Raw genomic sequence first — 14,160 nt, forward strand, 5'->3', positions numbered from 1 at the left:
TGCTCGGGGTCGTGCTCGATCTTGGAGCGCAGCCGCTGCACGTGGACGTTGACGAGACGCGTGTCGCCGGCGTGGCGGTAGCCCCAGACCTGCTCGAGGAGGACCTCACGGGTGAACACCTGCCACGGCTTGCGGGCCAACGCGACCAGGAGGTCGAACTCGAGCGGCGTCAGCGACAGCGCAGTGCTGTCGCGCTTGACCGAGTGGCCGGCGACGTCGATGACGAGGTCACCGATCTCCAGGCGCTCCGGCTCGGGCTCGTCGCCGCGACGAAGCCTTGCGCGGATGCGGGCGATGAGCTCCTGCGGCTTGAACGGCTTGACGACGTAGTCGTCGGCGCCCGACTCGAGCCCCACCACGACGTCGACCGTGTCGGTGCGTGCCGTGAGCATGACGATCGGGACCCCGGACTCGGCCCGGATCCGGCGGCAGACCTCCATGCCGTCCAGCCCGGGGAGCATGACATCAAGGAGGACCAGGTCGGGTCGGCTGTCACGGAACGCACCCAGGGCGCCGGCCCCGTCGGCGACGTGCGAGACCTCGAGCCCCTCGTTGCGCAGGACGATGCCAAGCATCTCCGCCAGCGCCAGATCGTCATCGACGATGAGTACGCGACCGTTCACCTACGTCAGCCCTCTCCCAGCAGTGAGTACAGATTCCCTCCCGAATCATCACACACCGAACGCACGCGGCGCCGGAAGCCCACGCGACCCACAACGGCGTATGCCGCCCGCTCATGGTGAGCGGACGGCATACGAGGTGGTGCGTGGCGGGCGGAACCGCCAGTGAAGGCGTCGCCTCAGTAGCGGTAGAGCTCCGGCTTGTAGGGACCGGCCACGTCGACCCCGATGTAGGCGGCCTGCTCCTTGGTCAGCTCGGTGAGCTGGGCGCCGAGGGCGTCGAGGTGCAGACGCGCGACCTTCTCGTCGAGGTGCTTGGGCAGCACGTAGACCTGCTTGTCGTAGTCGTCGTTCTTCGAGAACAGCTCGATCTGGGCGATCGTCTGGTTCGCGAAGGAGTTCGACATGACGAAGCTCGGGTGGCCGGTCGCGTTGCCGAGGTTCATCAGGCGACCTTCGGACAGCACCAGGATGCTGCGGCCCGAGGGCATGCGCCACTCGTCAACTTGCGGCTTGATCTGCACCTTTGTGGCCCCGGCGAGTGACTCGAGGCCGGCCATGTCGATCTCGTTGTCGAAGTGTCCAACGTTCGCGACGATCGCCTGGTGCTTCATGCCCGTGAGGTGCTCGAGCGTGATGACGTCTTTGTTTCCGGTGCCGGTGACGAAGATGTCGACGTCGCCCAAGACGCTCTCGATCTTGGCGACCTGATAGCCGTCCATCGCCGCCTGCAGGGCATTGATCGGGTCGATCTCGCTGACGATCACGCGAGCACCCTGCCCGCGCATGGCCTCAGCGGCGCCCTTGCCGACATCCCCGTAGCCAGCGACGAAGACGACCTTGCCGCCGATCAGCACGTCGGTCGCGCGGTTGATGCCGTCGGGCAGCGAGTGCCGGATGCCGTATTTGTTGTCGAACTTCGACTTCGTGACCGAGTCGTTGACGTTGATCGCCGGAACGAGCAAGGCGCCGGCGGCATGCAACTCGTAGAGGCGGTGAACGCCGGTCGTGGTCTCTTCCGTGACGCCGAGCAGCCCTGCTGCGACCCGCTGCCAACGGCCCGGATCGGAGGCGAGCGATGCACGAAGGGTGTCGAGGATGATCGACCACTCGTAGGAGGCGTCAGACGGGGTCTCGGGAACAGCACCGGCCAGCTCGTACTCGCGGCCCTTGTGCACGAGGAGGGTGGCGTCACCACCGTCGTCGAGGATCATGTTCGGGCCGTCGTGGCCCTCCGCGTAGCCAGCCGCCGTCGACCAGTCGAAGGCCTGCTCGGTGCACCACCAGTACTCTTCGAGGGTTTCGCCCTTCCAGGCGAAGACCGGGATGCCGGCGGGGGCGTCAACGGTGCCGTTCGGGCCGACCGCAACGGCCGCGGCCGCGTCGTCTTGGGTGGAGAAGATGTTGCACGAGACCCAACGGACCTCGGCGCCGAGTGCGACGAGGGTCTCGATCAGAACCGCCGTCTGCACCGTCATGTGCAGCGACCCCATGATGCGTGCTCCCGCGAGGGGCTGCGCCGGGCCAAACTCCTTGCGGAGGGCCATCAGACCCGGCATCTCGTGCTCAGCAAGGCGAATCTGGTGTCGGCCGGCCTCGGCGAGAGAGAGGTCAGCGACCTTGAACGGGAGCACGGTCGTCATGGCAGTCATGCGCCCATTATCCCAGCCGGTACGACTGCTCGCGAGCCGTTAGGCGCCGGGGGCCAGCTCTTCGACGATCACGTGCCGAATGACCTGCCAGCCCAGAGGGACCGACAGTCGCTCCGAATGCTTGGGGCACAGGTCGTAACTGTGTGGCTCCCGGCGGATCGATAGGGGTCCCAGCACCGCCATCGCATCCTGATAGTCGTAGGTCAGGGTGGAAACGGCGTCTTCGCTGCAGGCCACCTTGCTGCACGGTCGACCTCTCACCATGCCCCCTTCATCGTTGGTGGTCAGGTTAGACCTCGCCGGACGGAGCTGAGATTCGGCACGCCGCCCTCTGCTGGCCCGCCCTCTGTGCGCCACCCCCGCTAAACTTCTGACGTGGCTAGGATCGGACGCCGCCCGGCAAAGTCGGGAGCAGCGCAGTCGAACTCCGGGCAGTCGGGCACCTCGCAGTCGGGCACCGGGCAGTCGGGCACCTCGCAGACAGCCATCTCCCGTGCCGGTTCGCGTGATCGGCACGGCCGCGGCATCCGATCTTCCGTCACCGGCCCGAGCTTGGCGCGGCTGCGCACCCGCATGGACTTCTTCGACACCTGCATCGCCTCCGCGGTTGAGTATCTCCAAGAGCTGTGGCCGGATGAGATGGCTCAGGTGCGCTTTGAGGTGGCCGGGGTGCCGAACGGCGAACCGGGCAAGGCGGGTGTTGACCGCTGGCGCGTGGATGTGACGCGACGAATCGTGGTGCTCTACCGGGTCCCCATCGAACGCCTTGCTCACCTGCACAAGGACGACGAGTGGCACCGCCGGTCCTTGACCGAGAGCTGCGTCTTCCGTGCCGTTGCCGAGCTGCTCGGCAAAGACCCCTGGGACATCGCGCCCGAGCGCTACCGGCACTTCTAGTCGGTGTGGATGACGATCGGTCCCGAGACCGGTCGCGGCGGACTGACCACGAACGCGGCGAGTTCACCCGGCGCCGCCGACGTCACCGCGACGCCGAGCCCGGTACCGCCGGTGAGCAGATAGCTGCTGCCGGGCGCAACCACGATCGAAACAGTGCCGCCAGCAGGCACCAGGAGTTGGGTCGGCACCGAACCGCCGGCGCGTGAGGTGAGCTGAGCTTGAACATCCTCTGATCCTGGGTTCACGATCGAGATCACCGGCTCGGGCGCATTCGGCACCGCGATCAGGGTGGTGTCGCCGAGCGCGGGCGCGGAGCTGAACCAGGCGAGGTCGCTCGGTGGCGCAGCGGTCGAGCGAGGTCCGGAGTCGCTCGCGGAGTCGACGGCGGTCGTTGCCCGAACCGCGGCGACCACCGGCTGATCGGAGTCGACGAAAACGGTGTACCGGCCGTCGCCCAGCCGAAGTTCCTCAGATCCGTCGCCTGCCGAGTCACCGGAGCCGGCCGAGTCGCCCGAACCGGTCGCGCCGCCGCCCGACCCATCAACGGTCTCGGAGTCCGCGACGGAGTCCAGCGGCATCTCGACAACCGTGCCCGCCGGCACCGAAATGTTGAACGACGTTCCGAGGTCGCCCGCCTTTTCGGGGACTACCCGCACCGTCACGGTCGCGTCCACTCCCCCGGGCGCTGCGATCCGCACCGCGGCGATGACGTCCTGCCAGTCGGCGAGCGCCGAGGCGCGCGCCGTTCCCACAGCATCGAGGATGCGGATACCCGGAACCACGACCGACATCGACGGATCTGCCGAACCGCCAATCGTGTCGACTCCCACCGCATCAAGCCCGCGCACGACGGACTGCTGCAGATCGGCGACCACGCGGCCACCCCGAGCTGTGACGTGAACAACGGGCGATGCAAGTCCCGGGGCGAATCCCGCGAGCGAGAGAACCACCTGGGTTCCGGCGGCGACCGCGATACCGGCCATCCCCGGAGCTGCGACCGCGCCCTGCTCGCCCCAGATTTCGAGGCTCACCTCGGAATCGACGTCGGTCGGGTTTGCCAACAGGAGGAGCGTGGTTCGCCCCACCGTCAGAGCACCGCCGACGAGCCAAATCGATCCGCTCGGCTCCGCGCAGGAGGCCGAGGTCAGCCCGTGGAAGTCAGGGGCGTCGACATCCTGACTCTGCGCCCCGGCCAGAAGCGCGCCATCGGCCGTGGCCACTCGGAGCACCTGGGGGGCAGACGAGGTGCCGCCCGAGCCCGCATCGCTGTGAGCCAAGGACGCGCCCTCGAGCTGGCCATCGACAACCGTCGAGTCGACGTTCGGCGTGCCGATCGCGAAAGCCGAGTCGGCTTGGCCCCCGGTCTCGTCGCCGAGTCGCACTGCCGCGCCCGGGCAGACGCGAACCTGGTCGGCGGCAGCCGGCTGGACGGTGGCCGTGCGCGGCGCGGCCGAGACGGTGGGCAGCGGGATCAGCCCGACCGCCGCGACCACGACCAACGCGACACCGGAGGCAATGGTGCCGGTGACGATGCGTGCGCCGATCATGAGACCGCGGCGTGCGCGCGGGCGGGGGGTGCTCGACAGCGGCTCCGTCCCCGTCGGCTCCGTGGCCATCGGCTCAGTCCCCATCGGCTCAGTCGACAGCGGCTCAGTCACGATCGTCTCCGAACTCGTCGGTCTCGAAGGAATCCGAGCCGAAGGCGTCCTCTGCGTCGTCCTCGGCCTGCGCTCCGCCGGCGACTCGACGGCGACGACGGTCGGTGGGAAGCGCGAGCAGGAGGGTGAAGACGAACACGGCGGTCTGACCCGCCAGGATGCCGAGGGCGGGCCCCGACGGCCCCTCGAGACCGCCGGTCGGTTGGTGTGCGGAATAACGCCACAGTGATCCCCGCTCGGTATCGCCGACTGGTTCGAGCGCAGACTGCGCGTCAAGCGCCTCGGCAACGCGGTCGCGGATGGCGGCCGTCGCGACATCCGTTCCGACCTGCGGGGCGAGGACCACGAACTCGATCCCGAACTGGTCGAGCGCCGGTGCGGGGTTGTAGCCCCCCCTCGACGCCAGGTTGCCGGCCAGCTCGGCGAGCGACGACTGTTCGACGCTTGCCGCCGGCCGAGTGAGCGCGAGGGTTGAGAAGTCCTCCAGGCCGTCGCCGGAGCCCCGCTCGACCGAGGCGGCCAGCGACCCGTCGTCTTGGGATCGCAACACCAGGGTTCCCAGTTGTGGGTCGGCGACGGCTTCAGCCGCAACAATCGCGGGAAGGGTTCTCCCGTCGCCCGCGACGACCTGCCCGCCGCCGGTGACAATGCCGGCAACCATCGGTCCAACGACCACGGCGGCTCCGGCCAGCACCACCAATCCCACTACCGCGGATGCGCGTCCGAGCGCGTTCATCGCCACCACGGCGGCGCCCACAAGCCCCGCCCAGTAGAGGCTGAGGCCGCTGCCCGGCCAGATCCCCACCGCTGATGCACCCGACGTCGCCGGTTCGAGATGCGCGGCAATCACCGCCGTCGCGAGACCAGCCAAACCGATCACCGTAGCAGGGATGGCGCGGGCCGACCCCGGCAGGAAAGTCGACAGCAGCACAACGGCAGCCAACACGGCGAGAGCGCCGATCGGAAGGAAGGTGCCGAGCGCGACCGGAAGTCCCATCGACTGGACAACCGCATGCCACCCCTCAGAGTCAGCACTCGGAAAGCCGAGCAGCAGCTGCCATCCCGACGGCGCCGGGAACGCGACAACGGGGCCGGGGTCGGCCAGGAGCCCGAACAGCGTGCCGCGCGCGAACTGAGCCGCAAACAGAGGCGCCCCCAGCACCAGGCCGGGCAACAGAATCGACAGCACCCGCAGGATGGCCCGGGGATGCGCGAACGACCACACCACAACAGCAACCGCAAGTGCGGGCAACAGCACGGGGGAACAAGCTGCCACCGCCGCACCCAGCAGGCCGGCAGCACCGGCGGCGCTCCAGGACCGCGGCGCTTCGAGCACGGCGAGAACCAGCCAGGGCAACAGCACGTGCACCATCACCGCGGCGGGGCGGCCGTCCGAGAGTGCCGCGAGGAACGGTGGCGCGATCGCCCAGAGCAGAGCAGCCAATACCGGCGGCCACGCCCGGGTACTCAACCGCGTCGCACACCACCAGGCTCCAAGAGCAGCGATCGGCGGGGCAACCAGCCACAGGACGACGAGCGAGAACGACGGATTCCAGGGCGTCAGGGTGCCGAGCGTGGCCACCACCGCGCCGAACGGATCCGCTGGACCCGTCAACCCGAGCCCATCCCGATCCCCCCAGCCGAACTGAGCCCACAGCCCGCCAGGGGTGGCCGACAGTGGCCGCAGGGCACCGCCGGCCAGGGCGCGGGCGCCCAGCAGGTGCACGGAGAGCGCAAGACCGAAAACGGCAGCCACCGCTGTCACAGCAAACCCGCCGGGGAAGAAACCGGCACGCACCAGATCCGGTGCTCCCGAGCGCGCGTGGGCCAGATCCCGCGCGGTGGCCCGCCGCTCGCGAACGACGTCATTCGGGATGCGCAGCGATGCGAGAGCGGTCCAGCCGACGCGGCGAGTGCGGCGCAGGGCGGCGCGCGCCGGCAACACCGACCCGTCGAAGATCGCGGCGAAGGTAGCGGCGAACTGGGCAGGGATCGTGCCGGGGCGCTTGCCGATCAAGAGTCCCAGCGACCGCAGCACCGCAAGCGGCAGAAGAGAGAGCCAGTGCAGAGGCACGGCGATCGACGGTGCGTAGACGAGCCGACGATGCAACTGGGCATGGCGTCGCGCCCGCTCGCGACCGGAAGCAGTGAGAGGTCGACGCCGAACGAAGTCTTCGGCCCCGCCCGAGATCGCGACCCTCGCGCTCGGAACGCGCACGACGCGAGACCCGGCGAGGCGGGCACGGATCGACAGATCGAGACCCGCGTCGATCGTCGGAAGACCCTCATCGGGCCCGCCGAGCGCATCCCAGGTGGGGCGACGCACGAGCATCCCGGCGAGCACCACGCCGAGCACGTCGTCGTGAGAGTCGTGCTGGGACTGGTCGAGTTCGTCGTCCGCGAGCGCGACGGTGGCTCCAAAACCCGTCACGCTCTCCCCGAAGGAGCGCAACAGCGAACGATCTTCTGGATCAACGAGTTTCGGCCCCGCGATCACCACCGACGGGGCGACCTCGACCGCGTGCAGCAGCCGAGCCAGAGCCTCAGGGTCGGGGGCGGCATCACCGGGGAGGAACCATAGCCAGTCGTCCGCACTTCCCGCGGGCAGGGCAGCGGTCGAGCGAACCAGGCGGGTGCCCGCCGTGACGACGATGACATCCTCGGGGCGTCGGGTCTGTGCCGCGAGCGCGCTTTCGGCAGGGGCCTCGCCATCGCGCGTGACGAGGATCGCGGTGACCCGTGGCATCTTCTAGAGGCTAAGCGTGGGATTCGCGCTGGGGGGTGCGAACACTCCCGAACCGCGGGATGCGTACCCGACGAACCGCGGGATGCGTACCCGACGTGATCCGACGCCCGGGACGGGCGTCGGCGCTGGCGCCGCCGCGAGGCGCGAAAGCGCCTCGCTCCATGCGGAGCGCGCGCTATGCGGTTCGCGCGCGCCGGAGGCGGCGACGCTCGCGCTCGGAAAGACCGCCCCAGATCCCGAAACGTTCGTCGTTCTGGAGGGCGTAATCCAGGCACTGAGCCTTAACGTCGCAGGTCGTGCAAATGCGCTTCGCGTCGCGGGTCGATCCGCCCTTTTCGGGGAAGAAGGCTTCGGGATCGGTCTGGGCGCAGAGTGCGTCGGTCTGCCAGGAGAGCTGGTTCTCGTCTTCCTGAACAGCGGGGCGCAGTCCCGGGATGCCCAGGCGGACCGGATCGACAAACCAATCGTCCGGCACTGACGGCTTGTACTGAGTGCTCGTCGTCTCCGGCGACACCTTCGGTGAACTCGTGACCCCCGCTGCGCGCATGGCTAATTACACCCGTGTGATTCCCCCTAAGTCAAGTCGCAGATCATAAGTGGGTCGGCACGGCAGCTTCCCGCGCGACTCGCCGTCTTGATCGGAGCTTGACCCAACGGGGGGTAGGCGCGGATTTCGGCTCGAATCTGGCAGGAACGGCCCGGGTTGCGCAATCCAGCCACACTTGGCAAGATCGCGTTGTTCGATGAACACCTGCCAAAGGGATGCCGTGCTGAAAAAAGTCGTCTGCCTCGTGCTTCCGGGCACCGCGCCGTTCGAATTCGGCGTCGTGTGCGAGGTTTTCGGCATTGACCGATCGTCGGCAGGCGGCCCGGCATTTGATTTCCACGTCGCGACAGCGGTACCCGGCCAGGTGCCGACCAGCCTCGGATTTCCGATGATCATCCCGAATGACCTCTCGATCGCGGCCGACGCCGACCTCATTGCCGTGCCCGCCCACCTCATCGGCACCGAGGCGGTGGACGAGCGCTACCTCACGGTGATTCGGGATGCCGCTGCGCGCGGCGCGTGGGTGCTCAGCGTCTGCAGCGGCGCATTCGCACTCGCGCAGGCAGGCGTCCTCGACGGGCGCCGCGCGACCACCCACTGGATGCACGCCGACAAACTGGCCCGCCGGTATCCGAAGATCGCGGTCGACCCCGACGTGCTGTTCGTGCAAGACGGCCACATCGTCACGAGCGCGGGCACCGCCGCCGGCATCGATGCCGCACTGCACATCGTGCGGGTCGAACACGGAGCCGCCGCCGCCAACGTGGTCGCGCGCCGCATGGTCGTGCCCCCGCAGCGCGACGGCGGGCAGTCGCAGTACATCGTCAGCCCCATCCCGGAACGTCGCGCCGACTCGTTCGCGGAGGTGACCGAGTGGATGCTCTCGCATCTGGGCGAGGAACTGACCGTCGACCAACTTGCCCGCAAGGCGCTGATGTCGTCGCGCACCTTCGCCCGGCGGTTCCGCGCCGATCTCGGCACGACGCCGGCGGCCTGGCTCAATCGCCAGCGGATCCTGCGAGCGCAACAGTTGCTCGAGCAGAGCGACTCGGGGCTCGAAGAAATATCGCGTCTGGCGGGTTTCGGCACCGCGGCCGTGATGCGGCATCACTTCTTGAAAGTGCTGCAGACCACCCCGACGGCGTATCGCCGCGCGTTCTCGTACCGGGCGGACGGCGAAGGACGCGTGGCGAGTTAGCCGCTGCTCGCGAGCCCGGCCCAAGCCTCGACTTGCGCCTCCGCACCGAGCTCCGACAGCACTCGCTCGATGAGACGCCGCCGACCCCATAGCTGAGTGTCAACGCTGTACTGAGCCCGCGCGACCTCGAGGCCCGCTTGCGCCAACACCCGAAGGCCTCCCGGAGCCGAGATCGTGTCACGCAGCCGCGCGGCAATCGCCCCTGGCTCGGGCGGGACGATCAGGATGTCACGGCCATCGCGAAAGGCCACGTTCTGGTCGAAAGCGTCGGTAGCAACGATCGCCGCACCGCACAACGCCGCTTCGATCGCCGAGCCCGTCGGGAATCCGTCGAACACGAACGGCCCAGTGATCCCCGGGCGACCCGGAGTGACGACGGCATCCATCTCGAGCATCGTGCGCCGGTATTCGAGCGTCGTCAGCGAGCCGTGGAAACTCAGGATGTCGCGCAGGTCGTCGTCTGGCAGGTCGCCGGGTTCGAACCCCCCGACCACGTGTCCACGGATCGGCAGCTCATCCCGGAGCTCCCGCAGCATATCGAGGTAGACGTCGTAGCCCTTGTCGCGTCCCGACGGGTGATACTTGTGGGCCGTGAACACAACATCCAGCTGATCCTTGCCGAAGCCGAAATAGTTCTCACGGCGACCCGCGCCCGGGAAGTGATACAGCGGGTTGACGACCACGCCGATGATCTCCGCAATCATCAGTTCCGGGGCGAGGGCCCGCACGTGTTCGGTCACTCGCGGCTGCGTCGTCACCACCGCGCGCAGAAGCGGCGACGCGAGCAGCCGTTGCAGCTTCTGCTCGGCCACCGCATCGCCGAGATCGAGGCCGCCGCCCGGGTAGAGAGTCACGATGAACGGGGTGCCCGAAGCCTCGAGGTCGGGGAGGAAGAGGATCGCGTTGTTGAGGAAGACGAGCACCGCCAAGTCGGCATCTTCGAGGATCGCCGGGTCGTAGGGCAGGACGCGATCGGCGACCTCAGGATGCAGTTCGGCGTAGAGGGGTAGCGGCACCTCCAGCGGCCACGTCGTCGCAACCCGGTCAACGACGGAGTGCTCGAGAAGCCAAGTGAACTCGGCGATGCGGAACCCGGTCTCGAGCCGGGGAAAGTAGTCGTCGAGGACGACGACCACCGGGGCCGTTACCGTCAAGGCCGTCCCCAGGTGCGGAGCATCCGGACGCCCCGGCGCACGACCGTCCTGAACCGAGCTCGACGAATCCGAGACCAGACCGCCCGTACCATCTCCTCGGCGGGCGCAGCCGCGAGTGCGCCCTCCCACCACACCGGGGCGCCGATCGCGTTCTGGCCCGCACGCAGATCGACCGTATCCTCCCCGGCCAGAGCATGGAGGTTGAGGTCGCGGAAGTCGTATCGCGTTCTCAGGATGAGTGCGGTGTCTTCACGGCCGAGAAGTTCTCGAAGTAAGCGCAGGGCGGTGATGCGGTTGATGTCGCGCATCGCGCAGTGCCGGTTCCACCAGAGCAGTGCAATCTCGACCTCGCGCTGCTCGGGCGAGCTGAACGAAGGATCGACCAGCAGCTCTCCGAAGCCGTCGAGCAGGAGTTCGTCCGTGATGCCCTCGAACATCCGCTCGTTGACTGCGAGGTGCTCGTGCATCCCCCGCACGACGTTCGCGCGACTTGTGCTGCTCAAGTTTTTCTCGCCGGAGAGTACGCGAAAGCGCACCAGATCCTCGTCGCCGATCACGCGGATCGGCCCTGCCTTCACGACTTCGATCCACATGAGCAGATCGGGGATCTGACGCAGACGGTTGTCGTACAACTCGTGCGTGAGATAGAAATCGCGCCGGATGAGCACGCTCGGATGGCAGAGCGCGTTGCCGTTCTCGAAGAAGTAGCGCAGCCACTGACCCTGACTCCGGTTGCGCTGTCGGAAGATGTCATGCCAGGGGGGGATGCGAGCGGCGGTCAGCGGCTTGCCGTCCTCGCCCACGAAGCGTGCCCCGGTGAACACCGCAATGGAGGCCGGATACTCCTCGAACTCGCGAAGCTGACGTTCAAGCTTCGATGGCTCCCAGGCGTCGTCGGAGCTGATGACCGCGACGAAATCTCCGCGGGCTTGCTGAATCGCGAAGTTGAGCGCTGCGGCCCCGCCCTGGTTCGTGGGCAGGCGATAGTGCCGGATGCGCGGATCAGCGAAGCGGGCGGCGATAGCCGAGGAGCGGTCCTGCGACGCGTCATCGACCACGATCACCTCGAAGTCGCCCATCGACTGCTGCAACACGCTCTGGATCGCCTCCTCGATCCATGCCTCGTGGTTGTACGTGGCCATGAGGACCGACACGCGGGCGCGCTCCCCCCCGACGCGCGGGATCGCGGTGGCGGGCGCGTCGCTCGCGGGCGGTGCAGGGCGGTCCAGACCGTTCGCCTCGGGGGACACGCGCAGCCTGCTCTCCAACATGTGGAGGGTGCGGGTGAGCTCGGGCCGGGCCTGGGGTGGGGCGAGTTCGATGTACTCGGGCAGAAGATCGCGGATGCGCACGTCGCGCTGGTATTCGGACGACCGGGACCACTCGCCGCCACCGTGCAAGCGGTAGAGCGTCATCACCTCCGGGAGGAACCCTGCGGGTCCGAATCCGAGGACCGCGAGGTTAATCATCCAATCGAAGGACGTGGTCTCGAAGACTCGTGCGCCGATCCGTTCGATGACGTCGGCGCGGTACATGCACGCGCTGAAGGTCGCGAACCAGTTCGTCTCGGCCAGACGCTGAGCGGTGACTGTCAGCGAGAAGGCTTCGAACCCGATCGCGGGAACCACGGTCGACGAACCAGTGGAATCGTCGTAGAGAAGCACCCGGTTGGCGACCATCGTTCGATCGGGTCGCGACCGGAGGTGATCGGACTGGATCTGGAGCTTTTCCGTCCAGATCCATTCGTCGTCGCCTTCGAGGACGGCGATGAACTCTCCGCGGACGTTTGAGAAGCCGCGGGCATAGTTGAGAGTGATACCGAGGCGAGCCTCCTCGGGAAGCACGCGCACCGTGAGCGACGTCGAGTCCGCCCATTCGAGCAGGCGCTCACGCGTTCCATCGTCGGAGTTGTCGTCGGCGACGACGACCTCCAGCTCGAAGTCGACGACCTGCGCCTCAATCGAGGCGATCGCTCGTTCGATGAATCGGATGTGGTTGTAGGTGACCAGCAAAACGCTCACCAGCGGTCGCTTCACGGGCGCCCCCCGGATCGATGCCAGCGCACGAACGACGCGACCCGCGCCGCGTCCACGGGACTCATCCCCGTGTGGAACGGCAGCGCGAGCACCTCGTCTGCAGCGCGCCTCGCCACCGGGAGGTCGCGAGCGGAGGGGAGGTGCCGATACGGGTCGAGGTCCGCGCAGAGCGGGAAAAAGTAGCGGCGACTCATCACGTTCATCGCGCGCAGCGTCGCGTGCAGCTCGTCGCGCGTCGAGCCGAACTCGGTCGGGTCGATTCGAACCACAAAGTAGGGGAGATTCTCGCCGGCACCCGCCACAACAGAGAGTCCGGGAAGGTCCGTCAGACCCTCGAGATACACGGCTGCCAGGACCCGCCGTTGCTCCAACTCCACGTCGAGAAGGGAGAGCACCGAGAGACCCATGGCCGCGTGCAGTTCCGACATCTTGCCGTTCAACCCCACGCCCTCGACCCGATCCTCCGCGGTGATCCCGAAGTTGCGCGCGAGCCGCAGTCGGCGATCGAGTTCCGGGTCCTCGGTCGTCGCCGCTCCGCCTTCGGCCGTGTGGAAGAGCTTCGTGGCGTGGAAGCTGAAGATCGTGATGTCGCCCAGCACGGAGTCGCGGTCGGGGAAGAGCGCGCCGGGACGGGAGAACGAGTGCGCGCCGTCGTAGAGCACGCGCAGATTCGCGTCGGACGCGATCGCCGCGAGACCGTCGGTGTCGCACAGCGCTCCATACACGTGGGTGGCTGCGACCCCGGTTGTGTCAGCGCGGATCCTGGTCGCGACACTCGCTGGGTCGAGGGTCAAGGTCTCCGGGTCAACGTCGGCGAAGACCGGCTCGATCCCCAGTGCAGCGAGCGCGTGCACCGTGGCGGGGAACGTGAACGGGGTGACGACGACGGAGCCCTGGAATCGGAGTGCCTGGATCGCTCCAACGAGCGCTGCCGTTCCGCTGCTCCAGAGGCTCGTCGCGCCTCGGCCGATCCGCTCGCCCACCGCGACCTCGAGACGCTGGTGGAGCGGTCCCAGGTTAGTGAGGGTGCTGCTCGCCCACACCTCGTCGAGCAGGGCGACGTAGTCGGCCAGTGGGGGCAGCGCAGGCTTGCTCACATAGAGGGGCTCCGCAAATCGCTCGGGGGAGTTCACGCGAGTCGATCCTCAAGGAAGCGGCGATGGTTCTGCTCGACGCCCGCCTGATCGCGCTCACGGATCCGACGGTTACCGACGTACACCCCCCACGGCTCGAGGTCGCGCGAGACGACGCTGCCGGCCCCCACGACCGCGCCCTCGCCGATCGTCACACCAGGCAACACAACTGAGTTCGCGCCGATGATGCAGAACCTGCCCACATGCACGGGCCGCCGCGTCGTGTTGCGGTACTTCTCGTCGATCGTCGTGTTGCCGAAGCCGTGACCCGTGAAGTCGTCGGTGGCGGTGAAGATGCGGGCTCCCTGCGACAACGCCGTGAAGTCACCCATGACGACCTCCTGGCCGCCGGTGATCGACGAGAAGCACGCGATGTGGACATAGTTGCCGATGGTGATCGTCTCGCGGGCCATGATGAGCACGAAGTCGTCGATGAGAACCGGATCCCCGAAGCGGATGTTCTCGCGTCCCACTATGCGGGCGGATTCGTAGATCGTCAGCATCGTCCCAATCCGAGCA

General features: G+C 67.7%; 12 protein-coding genes. 2 read left to right on the plus strand and 10 right to left on the minus strand.

The window, feature by feature from the left end:
• From mtrA to ABIR17_RS02390, 3 genes are all read right to left on the minus strand, one after another.
• On the minus strand, positions 1 to 623 hold a 623-nt coding region (gene mtrA, locus ABIR17_RS02380), incomplete at its 3' end, for an MtrAB system response regulator MtrA (protein WP_348002759.1).
• 176 nt (positions 624 to 799) lie between these two features.
• The gene (ahcY, locus tag ABIR17_RS02385) at positions 800 to 2,272 is read right to left on the minus strand and encodes an adenosylhomocysteinase (protein ID WP_348002760.1); all 1,473 of its coding nucleotides are present in this window, start codon (positions 2,270 to 2,272) and stop codon (positions 800 to 802) included.
• 39 nt (positions 2,273 to 2,311) lie between these two features.
• Positions 2,312 to 2,533, minus strand: a complete 222-nt coding sequence (locus ABIR17_RS02390; protein WP_348002761.1) for a DUF3499 family protein — start codon at positions 2,531 to 2,533, stop codon at positions 2,312 to 2,314.
• Positions 2,534 to 2,647: 114 nt separating this feature from the next.
• On the opposite strand from ABIR17_RS02390, the gene ABIR17_RS02395 reads away from it, so the two are divergent.
• Positions 2,648 to 3,169 carry a metallopeptidase family protein gene (locus tag ABIR17_RS02395; RefSeq protein ID WP_348002762.1) on the plus strand — a complete coding sequence of 174 codons (522 nt, stop codon included), beginning with the start codon at positions 2,648 to 2,650 and terminating at the stop codon, positions 3,167 to 3,169.
• Here the strand turns inward: ABIR17_RS02395 and ABIR17_RS02400 are convergent.
• The 3 genes from ABIR17_RS02400 to ABIR17_RS02410 form a co-directional block, all read right to left on the minus strand.
• Entirely contained in the window at positions 3,166 to 4,827 is a 1,662-nt protein-coding gene (locus ABIR17_RS02400; protein WP_348002763.1) for a DUF5719 family protein, read from the minus strand. The two genes, ABIR17_RS02395 and ABIR17_RS02400, sit on opposite strands and share 4 nt — an antisense overlap.
• The gene (locus tag ABIR17_RS02405) at positions 4,820 to 7,573 is read right to left on the minus strand and encodes a glycosyltransferase (RefSeq protein ID WP_348002764.1); all 2,754 of its coding nucleotides are present in this window, start codon (positions 7,571 to 7,573) and stop codon (positions 4,820 to 4,822) included. Before ABIR17_RS02405 ends, ABIR17_RS02400 begins: the two co-directional genes overlap by 8 nt.
• 175 nt (positions 7,574 to 7,748) lie before the next feature.
• On the minus strand, positions 7,749 to 8,120 hold the full coding sequence (locus ABIR17_RS02410) for a WhiB family transcriptional regulator (RefSeq protein WP_348002765.1): 372 nt from the start codon (positions 8,118 to 8,120) through the stop codon (positions 7,749 to 7,751).
• Between the two features lie 220 nt (positions 8,121 to 8,340).
• Here ABIR17_RS02410 and ABIR17_RS02415 point away from each other — a divergent pair, with 220 nt between their 5' ends.
• The gene (locus tag ABIR17_RS02415; protein ID WP_348002766.1) at positions 8,341 to 9,318 is read left to right on the plus strand and encodes a helix-turn-helix domain-containing protein; all 978 of its coding nucleotides are present in this window, start codon (positions 8,341 to 8,343) and stop codon (positions 9,316 to 9,318) included.
• Here the strand turns inward: ABIR17_RS02415 and ABIR17_RS02420 are convergent.
• Genes ABIR17_RS02420 through ABIR17_RS02435 form a run of 4 tightly spaced genes read right to left on the minus strand, consistent with a single transcriptional unit; the run spans position 9,315 to position 14,144 of the window.
• Positions 9,315 to 10,472 (minus strand): glycosyltransferase, encoded by a 1,158-nt coding sequence (locus ABIR17_RS02420; protein WP_348002767.1) that lies wholly within the window; start codon positions 10,470 to 10,472, stop codon positions 9,315 to 9,317. The genes ABIR17_RS02415 and ABIR17_RS02420 overlap by 4 nt on opposite strands.
• A complete protein-coding gene (locus ABIR17_RS02425) occupies positions 10,469 to 12,493 on the minus strand; it encodes a glycosyltransferase (protein WP_348002768.1) in 2,025 nt (674 codons plus the stop codon). The genes ABIR17_RS02420 and ABIR17_RS02425 overlap by 4 nt, the downstream gene beginning before the upstream one ends.
• 11 nt (positions 12,494 to 12,504) lie before the next feature.
• Positions 12,505 to 13,641 (minus strand): DegT/DnrJ/EryC1/StrS family aminotransferase, encoded by a 1,137-nt coding sequence (locus ABIR17_RS02430; RefSeq protein WP_348002769.1) that lies wholly within the window; start codon positions 13,639 to 13,641, stop codon positions 12,505 to 12,507.
• Positions 13,638 to 14,144 (minus strand): acyltransferase, encoded by a 507-nt coding sequence (locus ABIR17_RS02435; RefSeq protein WP_348002770.1) that lies wholly within the window; start codon positions 14,142 to 14,144, stop codon positions 13,638 to 13,640. Before ABIR17_RS02435 ends, ABIR17_RS02430 begins: the two co-directional genes overlap by 4 nt.
• Positions 14,145 to 14,160: the final 16 nt, after the last annotated feature.

The organism is Pseudolysinimonas sp. (assembly GCF_039912695.1).
Taxonomy (GTDB): domain Bacteria; phylum Actinomycetota; class Actinomycetes; order Actinomycetales; family Microbacteriaceae; genus Pseudolysinimonas_A.